18 protein-coding genes, 1 tRNA gene, 1 rRNA gene, 1 other RNA gene and 1 pseudogene are annotated in these 13369 nt (G+C 41.5%); 21 read left to right on the top strand and 1 reads right to left on the bottom strand.

Annotation, left to right across the window (positions count from 1 at the left end):
* Window positions 1–63 precede the first annotated feature (63 nt).
* The 12 genes from rrf (at window position 64) to P8P68_RS06980 (ending at window position 7670) form a co-directional block, all read left to right on the top strand.
* Window positions 64–179, top strand: a 5S ribosomal RNA gene (rrf, locus tag P8P68_RS07035).
* A gap of 5 nt (window positions 180–184) precedes the next feature.
* Window positions 185–258: transfer RNA gene (locus P8P68_RS07030), tRNA-Asn, on the top strand.
* A gap of 208 nt (window positions 259–466) precedes the next feature.
* On the top strand, window positions 467–703 hold the full coding sequence (gene comW / locus P8P68_RS07025; protein ID WP_000939513.1) for a sigma(X)-activator ComW: 237 nt from the start codon (window positions 467–469) through the stop codon (window positions 701–703).
* 241 nt (window positions 704–944) lie between these two features.
* The gene (locus P8P68_RS07020; protein WP_125398133.1) at window positions 945–2231 is read left to right on the top strand and encodes an adenylosuccinate synthase; all 1287 of its coding nucleotides are present in this window, start codon (window positions 945–947) and stop codon (window positions 2229–2231) included.
* Window positions 2232–2431: 200 nt separating this feature from the next.
* Window positions 2432–2899: a tRNA adenosine(34) deaminase TadA gene (tadA, locus tag P8P68_RS07015; protein WP_001110101.1), complete on the top strand. Its 468-nt coding sequence runs from the start codon at window positions 2432–2434 to the stop codon at window positions 2897–2899.
* Between the two features lie 32 nt (window positions 2900–2931).
* An RNA gene (gene ffs / locus P8P68_RS07010) (signal recognition particle sRNA small type) lies at window positions 2932–3030 on the top strand.
* A gap of 54 nt (window positions 3031–3084) precedes the next feature.
* Window positions 3085–3528, top strand: coding sequence for a dUTP diphosphatase (locus P8P68_RS07005; RefSeq protein ID WP_070837624.1), 444 nt, complete (start codon window positions 3085–3087; stop codon window positions 3526–3528).
* Window positions 3529–3537: 9 nt separating this feature from the next.
* A complete protein-coding gene (locus P8P68_RS07000; RefSeq protein ID WP_000796429.1) occupies window positions 3538–4005 on the top strand; it encodes an isochorismatase family cysteine hydrolase in 468 nt (155 codons plus the stop codon).
* Between the two features lie 20 nt (window positions 4006–4025).
* On the top strand, window positions 4026–5363 hold the full coding sequence (gene radA / locus P8P68_RS06995; RefSeq protein WP_278276307.1) for a DNA repair protein RadA: 1338 nt from the start codon (window positions 4026–4028) through the stop codon (window positions 5361–5363).
* A gap of 72 nt (window positions 5364–5435) precedes the next feature.
* Entirely contained in the window at window positions 5436–5930 is a 495-nt protein-coding gene (locus tag P8P68_RS06990; protein ID WP_009013771.1) for a carbonic anhydrase, read from the top strand.
* A 214-nt stretch (window positions 5931–6144) separates the two neighbouring features.
* Entirely contained in the window at window positions 6145–7113 is a 969-nt protein-coding gene (locus P8P68_RS06985; RefSeq protein ID WP_000010171.1) for a ribose-phosphate diphosphokinase, read from the top strand.
* Between the two features lie 119 nt (window positions 7114–7232).
* Window positions 7233–7670 carry a CoA-binding protein gene (locus P8P68_RS06980; protein WP_000076506.1) on the top strand — a complete coding sequence of 146 codons (438 nt, stop codon included), beginning with the start codon at window positions 7233–7235 and terminating at the stop codon, window positions 7668–7670.
* Between the two features lie 26 nt (window positions 7671–7696).
* Here P8P68_RS06980 and P8P68_RS06975 read toward each other — a convergent pair whose 3' ends face one another.
* Window positions 7697–8707 (bottom strand): YeiH family protein, encoded by a 1011-nt coding sequence (locus P8P68_RS06975; RefSeq protein ID WP_000009129.1) that lies wholly within the window; start codon window positions 8705–8707, stop codon window positions 7697–7699.
* 151 nt (window positions 8708–8858) lie between these two features.
* On the opposite strand from P8P68_RS06975, the gene P8P68_RS06970 reads away from it, so the two are divergent.
* The 9 genes and pseudogenes from P8P68_RS06970 (at window position 8859) to P8P68_RS06930 (ending at window position 13340) form a co-directional block, all read left to right on the top strand.
* A complete protein-coding gene (locus P8P68_RS06970; protein ID WP_049479245.1) occupies window positions 8859–10028 on the top strand; it encodes a pyridoxal phosphate-dependent aminotransferase in 1170 nt (389 codons plus the stop codon).
* Window positions 10025–10795, top strand: a complete 771-nt coding sequence (gene recO, locus P8P68_RS06965; RefSeq protein ID WP_049478102.1) for a DNA repair protein RecO — start codon at window positions 10025–10027, stop codon at window positions 10793–10795. Before P8P68_RS06970 ends, recO begins: the two co-directional genes overlap by 4 nt.
* On the top strand, window positions 10792–11784 hold the full coding sequence (plsX, locus tag P8P68_RS06960; protein WP_278275807.1) for a phosphate acyltransferase PlsX: 993 nt from the start codon (window positions 10792–10794) through the stop codon (window positions 11782–11784). The genes recO and plsX overlap by 4 nt, the downstream gene beginning before the upstream one ends.
* A gap of 5 nt (window positions 11785–11789) precedes the next feature.
* Window positions 11790–12026, top strand: a complete 237-nt coding sequence (locus P8P68_RS06955) for an acyl carrier protein (protein WP_000136435.1) — start codon at window positions 11790–11792, stop codon at window positions 12024–12026.
* Between the two features lie 311 nt (window positions 12027–12337).
* Window positions 12338–12526, top strand: a complete 189-nt coding sequence (locus tag P8P68_RS06950; RefSeq protein WP_049501355.1) for a class IIb bacteriocin, lactobin A/cerein 7B family — start codon at window positions 12338–12340, stop codon at window positions 12524–12526.
* A gap of 17 nt (window positions 12527–12543) precedes the next feature.
* On the top strand, window positions 12544–12711 hold the full coding sequence (locus P8P68_RS06945; protein ID WP_278275806.1) for a bacteriocin: 168 nt from the start codon (window positions 12544–12546) through the stop codon (window positions 12709–12711).
* A gap of 9 nt (window positions 12712–12720) precedes the next feature.
* Complete coding sequence (locus P8P68_RS06940; protein ID WP_000722236.1) at window positions 12721–12909, top strand: hypothetical protein; 189 nt, start codon at window positions 12721–12723, stop codon at window positions 12907–12909.
* A 24-nt stretch (window positions 12910–12933) separates the two neighbouring features.
* Window positions 12934–13143: a bacteriocin immunity protein gene (locus P8P68_RS06935; RefSeq protein WP_070696356.1), complete on the top strand. Its 210-nt coding sequence runs from the start codon at window positions 12934–12936 to the stop codon at window positions 13141–13143.
* A gap of 1 nt (window position 13144) precedes the next feature.
* Window positions 13145–13340: pseudogene (locus P8P68_RS06930) on the top strand (hypothetical protein).
* Window positions 13341–13369 lie beyond the last annotated feature (29 nt).

Genomic DNA, 13369 nt, shown 5'->3' with positions numbered 1-13369 from the left:
ACGAAGTGTGAGGTTTTCTTGAGATTTGATAGATATTCAATTTTGAGTAGGTATTACTCAGAGTTAAGTGACGATAGCCTAGGAGATACACCTGTACCCATGCCGAACACAGTAGTTAAGCCCTAGAACGCCGGAAGTAGTTGGGGGTTGCCCCCTGTGAGATATGGAAGTCGCTTAGCTTTTATCCGCCATAGCTCAGTTGGTAGTAGCGCATGACTGTTAATCATGATGTCGTAGGTTCGAGTCCTACTGGCGGAGTATAAATCGAAACGTTCAACTGAGCGTTTTTTTATTTATAAATATAGTGGACTGTTGAAATTTCAAATTTTAATTTTTAAATCTGTAATTACCTCTTTATTTTATTTATAGTTCGTTTAGCTTTAAATTCTTCTTTTATAGGATTTGAAGCTTTTTTAGTTCCTTTTTTTGTTAGACTAGTGTTACTAATAAGAAAGGGAATTTGTATATGCTTCAGAAATTTTATGATCGAGCATTTGTCTTTTTGAAACTAGTTGAACAAGAATATGCCTCTTTAGGCCAGAGTTGTTCAGAGTGGGAATCACTTCATCTCCGTTTTTTACTATATTACTTAATCCGATTTAAAATTAAAAGTGATAGGGACTTTTCTCTATATCACTTTAGAACAGCTTATCGTCTATATCTAGAGAAATTACTGCAAGGTGGTACAACTCTCATCCAATAGGAAGTATCTATATCATAATTACGAACGATTGTTGTGGATATGTTTTAAAAAATATAGAATTAGCTTATAATCAAAGGTTTTTATATTTAGAAATGAAAGAATTTCCAAATCTTTTCTACTGTTTCTTCTTGATAAAATAGTGTTTTTTTCTTATAATAAATTGTAAGATATAATTGTGGGTGAAATTCCTGCCATGTATATGAGAAAGGACGAGCTCCTAGTAGCTCAGACGAATTTTATTATGACTTCAGTTGTTGTTGTAGGTACCCAGTGGGGTGATGAAGGTAAAGGGAAAATTACAGATTTTCTTTCTGCTAATGCAGAGGTAATTGCTCGTTATCAAGGTGGTGATAATGCTGGTCACACGATTGTGATCGATGGTAAGAAATTTAAGTTGCACTTGATTCCATCTGGAATTTTCTTTCCTGAAAAAATCTCTGTTATTGGGAATGGGATGGTCGTGAATCCAAAATCCCTTGTGAAAGAGTTGACTTATCTTCATGAGGAAGGTGTGACAACTGATAACTTGCGTATTTCTGATCGTGCGCATGTTATTTTGCCTTATCACATTGAGTTGGATCGCTTGCAGGAAGAAGCTAAGGGTGACAATAAGATTGGTACTACAATCAAGGGAATCGGTCCAGCATATATGGACAAGGCTGCTCGTGTTGGAATTCGTATTGCAGATCTTTTGGATAAGGATATTTTCCGTGAACGTTTGGAACGCAATCTTGCGGAGAAGAATCGTTTGTTTGAAAAATTATATGATAGTACCCCTATTTCAGTTGACGATATTTTTGAAGAATACTATGAGTATGGTCAACAAATCAAGCAATACGTGACAGATACATCCGTTATCTTGAATGATGCGCTTGATAATGGCAAACGTGTGCTGTTTGAAGGTGCGCAAGGTGTTATGCTAGATATTGACCAAGGTACGTATCCATTTGTTACATCGTCAAACCCTGTCGCTGGTGGTGTGACAATTGGGTCTGGTGTTGGTCCAAGTAAGATTGACAAGGTTGTAGGTGTCTGTAAAGCTTACACAAGTCGTGTAGGAGACGGACCTTTCCCAACTGAATTATTTGATGAAGTGGGAAATCGCATCCGTGAAGTAGGTCATGAATACGGTACAACAACTGGCCGTCCACGTCGTGTGGGTTGGTTTGACTCAGTTGTGATGCGTCACAGCCGCCGTGTATCTGGGATTACCAATCTTTCATTGAACTCTATAGATGTTTTGAGTGGTTTGGATACTGTGAAAATCTGTGTCGCCTATGATCTTGATGGTCAACGTATTGATTACTATCCTGCTAGTCTTGAGCAGTTGAAACGTTGTAAGCCAATCTACGAGGAATTGCCAGGTTGGTCAGAAGACATCACTGGAGTCCGTAATTTGGAAGACCTTCCTGAGAATGCACGTAACTATGTTCGTCGTGTAAGCGAGTTGGTTGGTGTTCGTATCTCAACTTTCTCAGTAGGACCTGGTCGTGAACAAACTAATATTTTAGAAAGTGTTTGGTCATAGGAGATTTTTAAGATTAGTTTAAGACAGGTTGGGTATACTATAGACAGTTACAAGAAGACCTCCTAACTTGTTGTAACAAATATCCTAAACTTTTCTTTTTCATAATAATCTCCCTATTAAGTCACCGCATTCGGTGGCTTTTTTTGTGTTGAGAATCATGATATAATAATAAAATCGATAAGTAGGAAAAGAGAAGAACGATGAATTATACAGTTGAAGAAAAAGAAGCCTTTATGAGAGAGGCTTTGAGAGAGGCTGAGATTGCCTTAGAACACGATGAAATTCCAATTGGTTGTGTGATTGTCAAGGATGGAGAAATCATTGGTAGGGGGCATAATGCGCGCGAGGAGTTGCAACGGGCGGTCATGCATGCAGAAATCATGGCTATAGAGAATGCGAATGTGAGTGAAGAGAGTTGGCGACTGCTTGATTGTACGCTTTTTGTGACCATTGAGCCTTGTGTTATGTGTAGTGGTGCGATTGGGCTTGCCCGTATTCCAAACGTAGTTTACGGGGCTAAAAACCAGAAATTTGGTGCAGCTGGGAGCTTGTACGACATTTTGACAGATGAGCGTCTCAATCATCGTGTAGAGGTGGAAACGGGAATTTTGGAAGATGATTGTGCAGCGATTATGCAGGACTTTTTCCGAAATCGACGGAAAAAATAATTTCTCTTTAAAAACAGAGGGGAATGTGGTATAATGAATAGTGGAGCAACAGTTCTGCGTGAAGCGGGTCAGGGGAGGAATCCAGCAGCCCTAAGCGATGTGAATTGTGTGCTCTTTTTTCGTGCTTTTTTCGAATAAATAAGATAAAATAGCCTAGAATAAATGATTATAGAAAAGAGAAAAATATGAAAATTCGTGGTTTTGAATTGGTTTCGAGTTTTACAGACGAAAATTTGTTACCGAAGCGAGAGACAGCTCACGCAGCTGGTTACGACTTAAAGGTTGCGGAACGCACTGTGATTGCTCCAGGAGAGATTGTCTTGGTTCCGACAGGGGTTAAGGCTTATATGCAGCCGACAGAAGTGCTCTATCTCTATGACCGTTCATCAAACCCTCGCAAGAAGGGCTTGGTCTTGATTAACTCAGTTGGGGTCATTGATGGGGATTATTATGGAAATCCTGGGAACGAAGGCCATATCTTTGCGCAGATGAAAAACATTACTGAACAGGAAGTCGTCCTCGAAGTTGGAGAACGTGTGGTCCAGGCTGTCTTTGCACCATTTTTAATCGTAGATGGAGATGAGGCAGACGGCGTGCGAACTGGTGGATTTGGGTCAACTGGGAAATAGAGGAATAAAATGGCAGACTATTTATTAGTTGTAGACATGCAGTCAGATTACGTTGCTGTAGGAAAAGCATATCATGAAGAACTGACTGCAGCTGTAAATGACAAAATTGCTGCTTATCCCAGTGACCGAGTTATCTATATTCTCAATCGTTTTTTCTGGGAGAGAAAAGATAGAAAGAAGAAATTTGCGACCGGCTTGCTGCTTGTATCTTCTCGTATCTTTGAGAAGCGTCGGGCTTCTTGCTTTACTAATCCAGATTTAAAAGATTTTTTAGAGGGAAACGGTGCTAAAAGCATAGAGTTTATAGGGGTAGATGGCAATGGCTGTGTCAAGGCTTCCGTTTTGGCAGCTGTCAAGGAGAATTATCAGGTTTCCGTCGATTTGTCTGCTGTCGGAGTTGTCAACCAGAAGAAATTTCAAAATACATTGTATAAGTGGCGCTCTATAGGAGTCGCAGTAGAAGGAGAATCATCATAGCTAAAAAAAAATCAACTTTTATTTGTCAAAATTGTGCTTATAACTCACCCAAATATCTAGGGCGTTGTCCAAACTGTGGGTCTTGGTCTTCTTTTGTCGAGGAAGTTGAGGTTGCTGAGGTCAAGAATGCGCGTGTGTCCTTGACAGGTGAAAAAACCAAGCCTATGAAACTGGCTGAGGTGACTTCCATCAATGTCAATCGAACCAAGACGGAGATGGAGGAATTCAACCGTGTGCTTGGAGGCGGAGTGGTACCAGGGAGTCTCGTCCTTATCGGTGGGGATCCAGGAATCGGGAAATCAACCCTTCTCCTACAAGTTTCAACCCAGCTGTCTCAAGTGGGTACGGTTCTCTATGTCAGTGGGGAGGAGTCTGCCCAGCAGATTAAGTTACGGGCAGAGCGCTTGGGTGATATTGATAGTGAGTTTTATCTCTATGCAGAGACCAATATGCAGAGTGTTCGATCTGAGGTGGAGCGCATCCAACCAGATTTTCTCATCATCGACTCTATCCAGACGATTATGTCTCCTGAGATTTCAGGGGTGCAGGGGTCTGTGTCTCAGGTGCGTGAAGTAACGGCTGAACTCATGCAGCTGGCGAAGACTAATAACATTGCCATCTTTATCGTAGGGCATGTGACCAAGGAAGGGACCTTGGCGGGTCCGCGTATGTTGGAGCATATGGTAGATACAGTGCTTTACTTTGAAGGGGAACGTCACCATACCTTTCGTATCTTGAGAGCAGTCAAAAACCGTTTTGGTTCCACTAATGAGATTGGCATCTTTGAGATGCAGTCGGGTGGATTGGTTGAGGTGCTCAATCCGAGTCAAGTTTTCCTAGAGGAGCGTTTGGATGGAGCGACTGGCTCATCAATTGTGGTGACCATGGAAGGGACCCGTCCGATTTTGGCGGAGGTTCAGGCTTTGGTAACACCAACCATGTTTGGAAATGCTAAACGTACGACGACTGGACTTGATTTCAATCGTGCAAGTCTGATTATGGCTGTTTTGGAAAAACGAGCAGGGCTTCTCTTGCAAAACCAGGATGCCTATCTCAAATCTGCTGGTGGTGTAAAATTGGATGAGCCTGCCATTGACTTGGCTGTTGCAGTGGCTATTGCCTCTAGTTACAAGGACAAGCCTACCAATCCTCAGGAATGTTTTGTGGGTGAACTGGGCTTGACCGGAGAAATTCGGCGCGTGAATCGCATCGAACAACGCATCAATGAAGCGGAAAAATTGGGCTTTACCAAGATTTATGTACCCAAGAATTCCTTGACAGGAATCACTCCACCCAAGGAAATTGAAGTCATTGGTGTGACGACTATTCAGGAAGTTTTGAAAAAGGTCTTTGCATAATCCGTGACAAATCCTCTTAAAAATGATAAGATAGGAGAAATATTTGATTATCAAATTTTTGAGGAGGGAATCGTGTCGTATTTTGAACAGTTTATGCAAGCCAATCAGGCTTATGTTGCCCTACATGGGCAGTTAAATCTGCCACTTAAACCCAAAACCAGAGTAGCTATCGTGACCTGTATGGACTCACGTCTACACGTTGCGCAAGCTCTAGGTTTGGCCCTTGGGGATGCTCATATCTTGCGGAATGCGGGTGGTCGAGTAACTGAGGACATGATTCGTTCACTGGTGATTTCCCAGCAACAAATGGGGACAAGAGAAATCGTGGTGCTTCACCATACAGACTGTGGAGCTCAAACCTTTCAAAATGAAAGTTTTCATGAACATTTGAAACACGAGCTCGGAGTTGATGTGTCTGGTCAAGACTTTTTACCATTTCAGGATGTGGAAGAGAGCGTGAGAGAGGATATGCAATTGCTTCGAGAATCTCCACTGATTCCTGATGATGTGGTTATTTCAGGTGCTGTCTATGATGTGGATACAGGAAGTATGAGAGAAGTATACTAACTTTATCTCGAAAAAATCTCATCCTAGCATAAAATCGATTGTTAAAATGTAGGATTTTTAGTTTTAATATAGCTAATATAAAATAGTAAAAAACAAGGGTATAAATGTTTGCCCTTGTTTTATTTTTGATTGAAAAATAAAGGAAAAAGCGCTACAATGGTAAATGGAAAATGTTGTGTGAAAAACAAGTGATACATAAATACCGGAGGAAATCATGTCTTTTTCTGATTTAAAGCTGTTTGCCCTTTCTTCAAATAGAGAATTGGCAGAGCGTGTGGCGCAAGAGATTGGGATAGAGTTGGGGAAATCGACTGTTCGTCAATTTTCAGATGGGGAGATTCAGGTCAATATCGAAGAATCAATCCGTGGAAAACACGTCTTTATCCTACAATCAACGAGCTCACCTGTAAATGACAATCTGCTCGAAATTTTGATCATGGTAGATGCCTTGAAGCGGGCTAGTGCAGAATCCGTCAACGTTGTTATGCCTTACTATGGTTACGCACGTCAGGATAGAAAAGCGAGAGCGCGTGAGCCAATCACTGCAAAACTTGTGGCAAATATGCTAGAAGTGGCTGGTGTGGATCGTTTGTTGACGATTGACTTGCACGCTGCGCAGATTCAGGGATTCTTTGATATTCCTGTGGATCACTTGATGGGCGCTCCATTGATTGCGGACTACTTTGAACGTCGTGGAATGGTTGGGCAAGACTATGTTGTTGTCAGTCCAGACCATGGTGGTGTGACTCGTGCTCGTAAATTGGCAGAGTTTTTGAAAACTCCGATTGCAATTATTGACAAACGTCGTAGCGTGGACAAGATGAATACCAGTGAAGTGATGAACATCATCGGTAAGGTAGAAGGCAAGACTTGTATCTTGATTGACGATATGATTGATACCGCTGGAACAATCTGCCATGCGGCGGATGCACTTGCTGAAGCAGGCGCAGTTGCGGTCTATGCAAGCTGTACACACCCAGTTCTTTCGGGGCCAGCTATGGACAATATCCAAAAATCAGCTATTGAAAAATTGGTTGTTTTGGATACCATCTACTTGCCAGAAGATCGTTTGATTGATAAGATTGAGCAAATTTCGATTGCTCATCTCTTAGGTGATGCTATTATCCGTATCCACGAAAAACGTCCTCTTTCTCCATTATTTAGTATCGAGAAAAAAATCTAAACTTTCACTTGAATAAACGAATTTCCTGGCAAGCTTTTTCTCTTGCTAGGAATTTTTTTGTAGTCAAAATCTGCAAGCCTTTTCAAAATATGCTATACTGAGAAAAAAGGAGGATTTCTATGAGCCAAGAATTTATCAATCCAAGTGATGGTGTGGTACGTCAGTATCTTGCAACCAGTAAAACGTTAGCGGTAGTAGGCTTGTCCGATCGTGAAGAAACAACTAGCAATCGAGTGACTAAGGAAATGCAGGCTCGAGGCTATAAAATCATTCCAGTTAATCCCAAGGTTGCAGGTGGTGAAATTTTGGGAGAAAAGGCTTATGCAAGCCTAGCTGAGATTCCTTTTCCTGTCGATATTGTCAATGTTTACCGTCGTAGTGAGTTTTTGCCCGATGTGGCGCGTGATTTTCTCAAAGCTGATGCTAAGATTTTCTGGGCACAACTGGGACTTGAAAGCCTAGAAGCAGAAGAAATCTTGCGTGCTGGAGGATGCGACGACATCGTAATGAATCGCTGTATCAAGAGAGAGCACACACGCTTAATTCTTGAACAATAAAAGGTAGCCATGGGCTACCTTTTGTCTTAGAAAATACCAATCAATGCCTGCATGCCTAGGCTGGTTAAGATGATGGCAATCCAGCAAAGGGCACCAAGAAGAATGGACTTGCCGCTGGATTTGATCAATCCAATGAGATTGGTTTTGAGACCGATAGCGCTCATGGCCATGACGATAAGGAATTTGGAGAGTTGCTTAAGAGGGGTAAAGATACTACCGGACACACCGAGAGAGGTAAGGAGAGTCGTTAAGAGAGAAGCCAAGATAAAGTAAAGGATAAAAAGTGGGAAGACTTTTTTTAGTTGGAAACCCTGGCTATTTTTTTGTTGGCGACTTTGCCAGAAGGAGAGAAAGAGCGTGATAGGAATAATGGCAAGGGTGCGTGTGAGTTTAACAATAGTTGCAGACTCAAGGGTATTGGTCTGATAAAGACTGTCCCATGCGCTGGCTGTGGCCGTTACAGAAGAAGTATCATTGACCGCAGTTCCTGCAAAGAGGGCGAAGCCTTCATTTGATAGATGAAGCCAGGTTCCTAGAGTTGGAAAGATGAGTGCCGCTAAGACATTGAAGAAAAAGATAACGGAAATGGCTTGGGCAACTTCTTTTTCCTTGGCATGGATAACGGGTGCTGTCGCAGCAATGGCAGAACCTCCACAGATCGAAGAACCCACTCCAATCAAGGTAGCCAGTTTAGTATTCAAAGCAAAAAAGCGCTGGAAGAGGTAGGCTACAATCAAGGAAATCGAAATGGTGGAGAGGATAACAGGGAGCGAAGATTGCCCGACTGCGAATACTTGCGAGATATTGAGACCAAAACCGAGCAAAATAACGGCATATTGAAGTAATTTCTTGGAACTAAATGTCAAGCCGGCATCCAGTTGTTTATAGGCTGATAGAAAAGGGTGAAGGAGCATCCCCGCAAAAATCGCAAAGACAGGTGCTCCCACGACAGGAAAGAATCCTCCTAGGTACCAGGATATGAAAGAAATGAGAAGGCAGGCCAAGATTCCTGCCCCATTTTTTGATAAAAATGACATATAAACCTCCGAAAATAAGCACTTTTTATTATAAGCTTATCCATCAGAAAAGTAAAATAGAAAACAGAAAGGATTAACTCAAAATGTAATTTTGCGGTCAGGGAGCTTTTGTAGTATAATAGTACTATGTTCTGTAAGTAAGGGGGTATCTATGGACTTAACCAAGCGCTTTAATAAACAATTAGATAAGATTCAAGTGTCCTTGATTCGTCAGTTTGATCAGGCCATTTCAGAGATCCCTGGAGTTCTGCGTTTGACCTTGGGAGAGCCTGACTTTACAACGCCAGATCATGTCAAGGAGGCGGCCAAGCGAGCGATTGACCAGAACCAGTCCTACTATACAGGGATGAGCGGTTTACTGACCTTGCGCCAGGCAGCTAGTGATTTTGTAAAAGAAAAATACCAGTTGGACTACAATCCTGAAAATGAAATCTTGGTTACTATCGGAGCGACAGAGGCTTTATCTGCTACTTTGACAGCTATCTTAGAAGAAGGAGACAAGGTACTCTTGCCAGCTCCTGCCTATCCAGGCTATGAGCCGATTGTCAACCTAGTTGGGGCAGAGATTGTCGAGATTGATACAACTGAAAATGGTTTTGTCTTGACTCCTGAAATGTTGGAAAAGGCAATTTTGGAGCAGGGAGATAAGCTTAAGGCAGTCATTCTCAACTATCCAGCCAATCCAACTGGAATTACCTATAGTCGAGAGCAGTTGGAAGCCTTGGCAGACGTTTTAGGCAAGTATGAAATTTTCGTTGTTTGTGATGAGGTCTATTCAGAATTGACCTATACAGGGGAAAATCATGTATCATTGGGAACTATGCTGAGAGATCAAGCTATTATTATCAATGGCTTATCTAAGTCCCATGCCATGACTGGTTGGCGTTTAGGCTTTATCTTTGCTCCTGCAGCTTTCACAGCTCAGTTAATCAAGAGTCACCAATATTTGGTTACTGCGGCAAACACCATGGCCCAACATGCTGCAGTAGAAGCCTTGACCGCTGGTAAAAACGACGCAGAGCCTATGAAGAAGGAATACATCCAGCGTCGAGATTATATCATCGAAAAGATGACTGCTCTTGGTTTTGAGATTATCAAACCAGACGGTGCCTTCTATATCTTTGCTAAGATTCCAGCAGGTTACAATCAAGACTCCTTTGCTTTTCTCAAGGATTTTGCCCAGAAGAAGGCTGTTGCCTTTATCCCTGGTGCTGCCTTTGGGCGTTACGGAGAAGGCTATGTTCGCATTTCTTATGCAGCCAGCATGGAAACAATCAGGGAGGCCATGAAACGACTTGAGGAGTACATGAGAGAAGCATGATCCAGTCTATAACGAGTCAAGGTCTCGTACTCTACAATCGTAACTTTCGGGAGGATGATAAGCTCGTCAAAATCTTCACCGAGCAGGCTGGGAAGCGCATGTTTTTCGTCAAACACGCTGGCCAGTCCAAACTAGCTCCTGTTATTCAGCCCTTGGTGTTGGCACGATTTCTCTTGCGAATCAATGATGACGGCCTTAGCTACATCGAGGACTACCATGAGGTGATGACCTTTCCCAAGATTAATAGTGATCTCTTTGTCATGGCCTATGCAACCTATGTGGCTGCCCTTGCAGATGCTAGTTTGCAGGATAATCAGCAGGATGCTCCCTTGTTTGCTTTCTTGAGGAAGACTCTGGAGTTGATGGAAGCAGGGATAGATTATCAGGTTTTAACCAATATTTTTGAAATTCAAATCTTGACTCGATTTGGAATCAGCCTTAATTTTAATGAGTGTGTCTTTTGCCATCGGGTCGGTCAGGCCTTTGACTTTTCTTTCAAATATGGAGCCTGCCTCTGCCCAGAGCATTATCATGAGGATGAGAGACGTTGTCATCTAAATCCCAATATCCCTTATCTGCTCAATCAATTTCAAGCCATTGATTTTGAAACCTTGGAGACCATTTCGCTTAAGGCCGAAATCAAGCAAGAGTTACGCCAATTTATGGATCAACTCTACGAAGAGTACGTTGGGATTCACCTAAAATCAAAGAAATTTATTGATTCCCTAGCGGACTGGGGACAATTACTAAAAGAGGAAGATAAATGAAAAAAATTGCAGTAGATGCTATGGGGGGCGATTACGCACCTCAAGCCATCGTTGAGGGTGTCAACCAAGCCCTTGCTGACTTTTCAGATATTGAGATTCAACTCTACGGAGATGAAAGCAAGATCAAGCAATATCTAACGGCGACAGAGCGTGTCAGCATTATCCATACGGATGAGAAAATTAACTCAGACGATGAGCCGACAAAAGCTATCCGTAAGAAGAAAAATGCCAGCATGGTATTGGCAGCTAAGGCTGTTAAAGAGGGAGAAGCAGACGCTGTCCTCTCTGCTGGTAACACAGGTGCCTTGTTGGCTGCAGGATTCTTCATTGTGGGTCGTATCAAAAATATCGATCGTCCAGGACTCATGTCTACCTTACCGACCATTGATGGAAAAGGGTTTGATATGCTAGATCTCGGTGCCAATGCGGAAAATACAGCCCATCATCTGCACCAATACGCTGTCCTAGGTTCCTTCTATGCGAAAAATGTTCGTGGAATTTCGAAACCACGTATTGGTTTGCTCAACAATGGAACAGAAAGCAGCAAGGGAGATCCGCTTCGAAAGGAAACATACGACTTGTTAGTAGCTGATGAAAGTTTGAACTTTGTCGGAAATGTGGAAGCGCGTGATCTGATGAATGGCGTTGTGGATGTTGTCGTAACTGATGGTTTCACGGGAAACGCTGTTCTAAAATCCATCGAAGGTACAGCTTTGGGAATCATGGGCTTACTTAAAAATGCTATTACGGGTGGTGGCCTTCGAGCGAAGCTAGGTGCTCTACTTCTTAAGGATAGTCTTAAGGGGTTGAAGACACAGCTCAACTATTCAGATGTTGGAGGAGCAGTCTTGTTTGGTGTCAAGGCGCCAGTTGTAAAAACTCATGGCTCAAGTGATGCCAATGCTGTGTACAGTACGATTCGTCAGATTCGTACCATGCTAGAAACAGACGTAGTTGCTCAAACTGCGCGTGAATTTTCAGGAGAATAAAAAAGATGACAGAAAAAGAAATTTTTGACCGTATTGTAACCATTATCCAAGAGAGACAGGGAGAAGACTTTGCCGTAACAGAAGCCTTAAGTTTGAAAGACGATCTAGATGCGGACTCAGTGGATTTGATGGAGTTTGTCTTGACACTAGAAGACGAATTTGGTATCGAAATCACTGATGAGGAAATCGATCAACTTCAAAGTGTAGCGGATGTAGTAGCGATTATTAAAGATAAAAAATAGCCAAAAGCAACATGCAAGTCATGTTGTTTTTTTATTTGCAGAAAAAGGGAAACTTTTAGTAGAAATTGCGAATAAAGAGATGAGAAAGAAAAAGGAGGAACGTTTATGTATGTGACCGGTTTTTATCCGTGGTTCATTAAGTGGTTTTTAAAATAAAAATGAATGAATTGTTCGTTTTCTAATTGTTTTTCGAATAAATAGGTAAGGAAAAAGGAAGGAGAGAAGAAAATGATTTCAGTAATTTACCCAATCTGGTTTTTAAAATGGTTTAAAGCCTAGAAACCGTAAACTAAAAATAAAGGAGAAAACAAATGACAAACTTTGACAACATGGAACAGAACTTTGTAGCTCTTACGGAAGAAGAGTTGACGGATGTGAATGGGGGAGCATGGCCGATTGTAGCTTGGGTGATTGCTAATCCTGTGACAGCAGCTAAAATTGCTGGTGGAATTACTGCAGCAGGAATTGCAGGTTATAATTATGTGACGGGTAGATGGTAATAGAAGGAGGAGATGATATGGAAAAATCTATTTTAAAATTTGAAACAATGATTGATACGGACTTGCAGGAAATTCAAGGGGGAGCCTTTCCCCTTCTTATCCCTGTGGCAGTTGGTTTTGTAAAAGGTTTTGTATATACAGGTGGAGCTATTTTAACAACTCGAGCACTCTTTTCAGGTAAATAGGAGTCTGCTATGAAAAAAATCTTATTAGGATTTGCTGAGGGGTATTTTGTCGTATCGATTATTCTTTATATCGCAACGTATTTGATTATGAAAAATCCGATCAATACTCTGTTTTATCCAGAAACCTATCCAATTCTGCTTGGTCTGTTTTATCTAGGATACAAGTACAAAACAAAAGAAAGTACGAGTGGGAATTGATGGACCATCAGATTGGAGTTTGAGATGAAAGTTGTTCAATTACTAGGAAAAGCTTGGCTAGAGACCACTGTATTATTTAGCTCGATAGCTTATCTAATTATTAGAATCGTAGCTGATGTAAACAAAATAAATCTACCTACATGGTTTGAATCTTTTGATATACCTACGATCTCCTTGTTTTTAGTGGTATTTATTTTACTGTATCGGGGCCAAGGAGAAAGAAAAGGAGAATAGAATGATTAGGATTGTAAAATATTTTCTACTATATTATTTTCCTATTTTTAATGAATATTTTCATCTTTACGATTCTAGCAACTCTTGGATTTCAGCTAACAATGAGTGAAAGTAGTTATCTGGTGCCACCCGCGTTTGCGTTTATCGTTTTATACGCCATTCACAAAAGAAGTGGGAAAGGCAAGAAATCTGTGTAATTGAATATTCTAGGCAGGACTCTTGTTCT

The organism is Streptococcus sp. D7B5 (genome assembly GCF_029691405.1).
Taxonomy (GTDB): Bacteria; Bacillota; Bacilli; order Lactobacillales; family Streptococcaceae; genus Streptococcus.
The sequence above is the reverse complement of the archived record's forward strand: the minus strand, read 5'-3'. Positions and strand labels throughout refer to the sequence as shown.

Coding starts and splice junctions, on each gene's coding strand:
- P8P68_RS06940 (WP_000722236.1), top strand. CDS start 12,721: ATGAAAAAAATCTTATTAGGATTTGCTGAGGGGTATTTTGTCGTATCG.
- P8P68_RS06955 (WP_000136435.1), top strand. CDS start 11,790: ATGACAGAAAAAGAAATTTTTGACCGTATTGTAACCATTATCCAAGAG.
- recO (WP_049478102.1), top strand. CDS start 10,025: ATGATCCAGTCTATAACGAGTCAAGGTCTCGTACTCTACAATCGTAAC.
- P8P68_RS07005 (WP_070837624.1), top strand. CDS start 3,085: ATGAAAATTCGTGGTTTTGAATTGGTTTCGAGTTTTACAGACGAAAAT.
- P8P68_RS06985 (WP_000010171.1), top strand. CDS start 6,145: ATGTCTTTTTCTGATTTAAAGCTGTTTGCCCTTTCTTCAAATAGAGAA.
- P8P68_RS07000 (WP_000796429.1), top strand. CDS start 3,538: ATGGCAGACTATTTATTAGTTGTAGACATGCAGTCAGATTACGTTGCT.
- P8P68_RS06945 (WP_278275806.1), top strand. CDS start 12,544: ATGGAAAAATCTATTTTAAAATTTGAAACAATGATTGATACGGACTTG.
- P8P68_RS06975 (WP_000009129.1), bottom strand. CDS start 8,707: ATGTCATTTTTATCAAAAAATGGGGCAGGAATCTTGGCCTGCCTTCTC.
- comW (WP_000939513.1), top strand. CDS start 467: ATGCTTCAGAAATTTTATGATCGAGCATTTGTCTTTTTGAAACTAGTT.
- P8P68_RS06935 (WP_070696356.1), top strand. CDS start 12,934: ATGAAAGTTGTTCAATTACTAGGAAAAGCTTGGCTAGAGACCACTGTA.
- P8P68_RS06970 (WP_049479245.1), top strand. CDS start 8,859: ATGGACTTAACCAAGCGCTTTAATAAACAATTAGATAAGATTCAAGTG.
- P8P68_RS06950 (WP_049501355.1), top strand. CDS start 12,338: ATGACAAACTTTGACAACATGGAACAGAACTTTGTAGCTCTTACGGAA.
- plsX (WP_278275807.1), top strand. CDS start 10,792: ATGAAAAAAATTGCAGTAGATGCTATGGGGGGCGATTACGCACCTCAA.
- P8P68_RS07020 (WP_125398133.1), top strand. CDS start 945: ATGACTTCAGTTGTTGTTGTAGGTACCCAGTGGGGTGATGAAGGTAAA.
- tadA (WP_001110101.1), top strand. CDS start 2,432: ATGAATTATACAGTTGAAGAAAAAGAAGCCTTTATGAGAGAGGCTTTG.
- P8P68_RS06980 (WP_000076506.1), top strand. CDS start 7,233: ATGAGCCAAGAATTTATCAATCCAAGTGATGGTGTGGTACGTCAGTAT.